A 4,010-nucleotide genomic window follows, 5' to 3' on the forward strand; every position below is an offset into this window, starting at 1 on the left:
GGGCCGGGTCTGCCTCGTGCGCCACACCTACGTCAGCGGCTGGCAGCTGCCGGGCGGCGGCGTCGAGCGCGGCGAGACCGCGCCGGAGGCGATGGCGCGCGAGTTCCGCGAGGAAGCCGAGATCGCCGTCGATCCCGCGGTCGGGCTGCGCCTGCACGGCTTCTACCGCAACCGCGCGGCCTCGCCGCGCGACCACGTCGCCCTCTACGTCGCCCCGGCCTTCACGGTGCTCGGGGAGAAGCGGCCCGACCGCGAGATCGCGGCCTGCGCCTTCTTCGCCCTCGACGCCCTGCCGGACGCGACCACCCGCGCGACGGTGGAACGCCTGCGCGAGATCCGCGACGGCCGTCCGCCCGCCGATCTCTGGTGAGATCGGACGGACGCGAAAAATCCTCGCAGCCGGCGCTTGCAACGCCGGTTGGAATGGTGTTTAGAGAGCGCCGCCGGGGCCGCCGGGCACGAGAGTTTCCAGCGGGCCAGCATTGTGAGCGGGTGTAGCTCAGGGGTAGAGCACAACCTTGCCAAGGTTGGGGTCGAGGGTTCGAATCCCTTCGCCCGCTCCAATTTCTCTCATTTATAGAGCGACTTAAGGGCTGCCTTCGGGTGGCCTTTGTCGTTTCTGCTGAACCGCGGAAGCACGGCGGAAGCAATCCTCATCAGATATGATCGGCTTGTAAGCGGCGGCATGTCGCACGGCTGGTTCCACGCGCCCAGCAAGGCAGAGGCGGTTTCGTCGTGCGCCTTTGCTCTTGGAGATGTCGATGCCCTACAGCCTCAAACGCCTCGCCCCCGGCAGTTTCGACCTCATCCTCGACGGCGCCGTGGTCGGCAGCTTGGTCCGCGATGTGTCGCGAGACGGGTACGAAGGCGATTGGACAGCCGAACCGCTTGCCGATAGCCCACCCTATCCCGCGCCCTTCACGAGCGAGGCGCACAAGTTTCAGAACTTGAAAGCGGCGGCGGACTGGCTCGACGCGGACGTGCCTGATCTCTGATACATCCCGTGCTCGGCAAGGCGAAGCGGTCGTAGAAAGCCAACCATGCTCAGGCGGCGATCAAAGCGCAGGCTACCCGACAGCCTAACCCAGCACCTTTCAGATCCAAAGATCGTGGTCTTCAGACCCCGAACGACCAAGCGGCGCGGCATCTACCCCGCGACCGAGACGGCGCGGAAGTTCGGCATATCGGCGGTGACCCTCATCGTCCTAGTGCTGGCTGGCGGGCACCTGCTTCGCGCGTGGTAGCGGATCAACCAGACGCTGGTCAGCCAGGGCTACGTGCGGCACCGCGAGGATCCGGAAGGCGCAAACTGAAGGAGACGGCCAATCGATGTGGGAGCCGTCCTGCCAACGAACCTAGGCGCAGGTGATCCGACGACCTAGGATGAAGTGGAAGAAACAATCTCTATGCATCCAGCAATCGCGGCGGCACACGCTATCAAGCTCGTTCAACTAACCGGCCAGACAATCAACTATGAAATGGTCCTGACGGAGGGCTATCGACGGTTCCTCAAGCCGGGTGATGTAGCAGTTGATCTCGGGGCCCATTCTGGCGAGCATCTGGGGCAAATTGCACATTTGGTTGGTGAGAACGGCGCGGTCTACGCCTTTGAGCCGATCCCGCACCTTGCGAAGGCACTCCGGAAGCGCTTTCAGGCAACGCCCCGTGTCCACATCCGCGAGGCCGCCGTGTCGCGAGAAAGAGGTGAAACTGATTTCGTTGTTGCGGAGTCGCTCGCCGAAAGCGGCCTACGTGCACATTTTTTTAGCCGTCCAGATATGCCGACGAAATCGATCCGCGTCGTGGTCGAGACGCTCGACGACACCCTGGCACACCTCAATCATCTCGCGTTCATCAAGATGGACATCGAGGGAGCCGAGATCGATGCACTCTCAGGGGCGACGGCCGTTCTTGCCCGCCACCGTCCCATCGTCAGCGTTGAGTATGGCTGGGCGGGATACGGGTTTTATGGGCACGAACGCCGAAGCTTGTTCGATTTTGCCGAAGCGCACGGCTATCTCTGTGCCGACCTGTTCGGAAATCTTGTTGAGGAGTCGGTCTGGAACGCAGTTGTGGACTTCGCCACTTGGGACTTCTTCCTCGTGCCGCGTGAACGCAAGGCCGAATGGGCGGATGCATTCAACCTGAGATAACCCTGCCGGCATGATAGTGAAGCGCGAACTGATGAAGAGGTACTGTGGCCGTTCTTGACCAAAAGATTGAGGACTCTCCGCTAGGCGGTAGCGTCACTCGCGACGGCGTCACGGTGCAGGTTCACATCTACCGGTTCGCCGGCACCGCGGACGAATGGACCCTGGAGATCGTCGACCACGAAGGTGGTCACACGGCATGGACTGGCGCCTTTGCAACGGATGAAGATGCCTTCGAGGCTTTCGAGCATGCGGTGGCCGAGGACGGGATCCGCTCGTTCGTCGAGCAGCCGGTGGAGCACTGATCTAGCACGTGCAGGCGAAGGGCTCACGGGAGTGAACGTTGCACGGTTCGCTATGGGGATCGGTGGCTTCCTGGTGGCCTACGTGTCGATCACGGTGCTCATTTCGAACGGCTTCGACAATGCACTCATGATGGTCTTCGTGTCGGGGCTCGTTGCATCCGTTGCGCTTCTGGCCTTGCAAATCCGAGCCAATCTCAAACGGTGATCCGAGGAAACAACAGGTGTCCGGAAATCAAAGCAAAGAGTGGAAGCAAGCTGAAGTGGCTTTCGCCAAGCGGCAGAGCCAACCCATCTCCATGCCTGCTGAGGAGCCGCCGGTGAACGTGGCTGAGACCAACATGGCTCGGCAAAGGGCGGCTCGCTTATCGAGGGATGCGGCGCAAGCGTCGCCTCGGAAGCGGTAAGGCATCCTCCTTATGGAGGTGAATGGCGAGGTGCAGGCGCCATCACAAATGGCGTAAATTTTGCGCAGCTTGGGTAGTCCAATGAACGAGTTCGCAGCCTCAACAAGCTTTTATTAACCATGAGGCAGCAGCGTCATCGGCGGGCGTGCGCCGTTGATCGTATGCGGCGCAGTGACCCGCAGCTCTCGGAGCTTCGAGGATGCGCCTTCCGGTTGTCGTGCTGATCGCGGTCCAATTTATCGCTAGTCCAGCCATAGCCCAAACGCGGGTCGCTGCTATCCACCCACAACCTACCCTCAAATCAGTTGAAAGCCTGCCAGAGATTTCAGTCTCCACCGCTGCGCTCCCGAATATCGAAGCGGCGAATAGAGCGGCGCGGATCAAGATGGAGAAGTTCGATCTGGCCATAGCAGGCCGTGATCTGCGCGTCCTGCGATCTGTGTGCGTCGGGTGTCGGACGACGGCAAATTGGGCAGCTCATAGCATCAAAGCCAGAGCAGAAGGCCCTGAGTTCCCCATCGCAGATCCGGCTGCTGCCCCTGATCAATAGCAGTACCACTAACTAGGCGGCGGGGATCTTACGAAAGGGAAGTTTTCTACGCATACTGCGTATTTTGAGCAGTGTGAACGGTTTTGCCCGGTCTGGCGTTTAGAGGAGTGGCGCGCGTAAGCTTCGCTATAAAACACTTCTCACCGACGGTAGAAGCAATGGTTCTGGAAGCAGACGGCTCTATCCCGGCGGATCAAATCACGCCGTTTGAGCGATTGCGCCAACGCTGTGCGACTTGGGCAGCGCTTGCGCTGATGTTGGTTTTTTTCATCGTCACCATCGCCTTGTGGGGCTATGCAGCGTGGTGGGCCGTGATGAAGCTAATAGGGCTATTCGCCTGACAAGCCAGCTTCGGGCGCCTCATGGCACCAAGCCGCGAACTCGACGACGCCGGTAAGCCAAACGGTGCTGAGCAGGATCGCGGTGTTAAATGTGAGATGCATTCCCGCATCCTCCCCCATTTTCGTTAAGGAATGTGTAGGGCGGTGACAAAACCATCCACTGGAGCGTCGGCGGGGTGCTGATGCGGCCGGGGTAAAAGCCGGCCAGTGGAGAGGCTTCTCTTTCGGGAGGGGCCCAGGATGTTTGCCGTGGAAGTCTA

6 protein-coding genes and 1 tRNA gene are annotated in these 4,010 nt (G+C 60.7%); all 7 read left to right on the plus strand.

Annotated elements, in window-relative coordinates; translation table 11 throughout:
- Positions 1-370, plus strand: a 370-nt coding sequence (locus FV223_RS21955) for an NUDIX domain-containing protein (RefSeq protein WP_147728983.1), incomplete at its 5' end; no start/stop codon positions are given.
- A 118-nt stretch (positions 371-488) separates the two neighbouring features.
- Positions 489-563: transfer RNA gene (locus FV223_RS21960), tRNA-Gly, on the plus strand.
- A 198-nt stretch (positions 564-761) separates the two neighbouring features.
- Positions 762-995, plus strand: a complete 234-nt coding sequence (locus FV223_RS21965; RefSeq protein WP_147728984.1) for a hypothetical protein — start codon at positions 762-764, stop codon at positions 993-995.
- Between the two features lie 393 nt (positions 996-1,388).
- Entirely contained in the window at positions 1,389-2,153 is a 765-nt protein-coding gene (locus FV223_RS21970) for an FkbM family methyltransferase (RefSeq protein WP_246689761.1), read from the plus strand.
- A 113-nt stretch (positions 2,154-2,266) separates the two neighbouring features.
- The gene (locus FV223_RS21975; protein WP_348644816.1) at positions 2,267-2,455 is read left to right on the plus strand and encodes a hypothetical protein; all 189 of its coding nucleotides are present in this window, start codon (positions 2,267-2,269) and stop codon (positions 2,453-2,455) included.
- 31 nt (positions 2,456-2,486) lie between these two features.
- Positions 2,487-2,660 carry a hypothetical protein gene (locus tag FV223_RS30720; RefSeq protein ID WP_187276207.1) on the plus strand — a complete coding sequence of 58 codons (174 nt, stop codon included), beginning with the start codon at positions 2,487-2,489 and terminating at the stop codon, positions 2,658-2,660.
- Positions 2,661-3,567: 907 nt separating this feature from the next.
- Positions 3,568-3,750: a hypothetical protein gene (locus tag FV223_RS21980; RefSeq protein WP_147728986.1), complete on the plus strand. Its 183-nt coding sequence runs from the start codon at positions 3,568-3,570 to the stop codon at positions 3,748-3,750.
- Positions 3,751-4,010 lie beyond the last annotated feature (260 nt).

The organism is Methylobacterium sp. WL116 (assembly GCF_008039455.1).
Classification (GTDB): domain Bacteria; phylum Pseudomonadota; class Alphaproteobacteria; order Rhizobiales; family Beijerinckiaceae; genus Methylobacterium.

Bases quoted from the DNA above. Each gene is read 5' to 3' on its own strand.
- FV223_RS21980 (WP_147728986.1), top strand. From the start codon at position 3,568: ATGGTTCTGGAAGCAGACGGCTCTATCCCGGCGGATCAAATCACGCCG.
- FV223_RS21965 (WP_147728984.1), top strand. From the start codon at position 762: ATGCCCTACAGCCTCAAACGCCTCGCCCCCGGCAGTTTCGACCTCATC.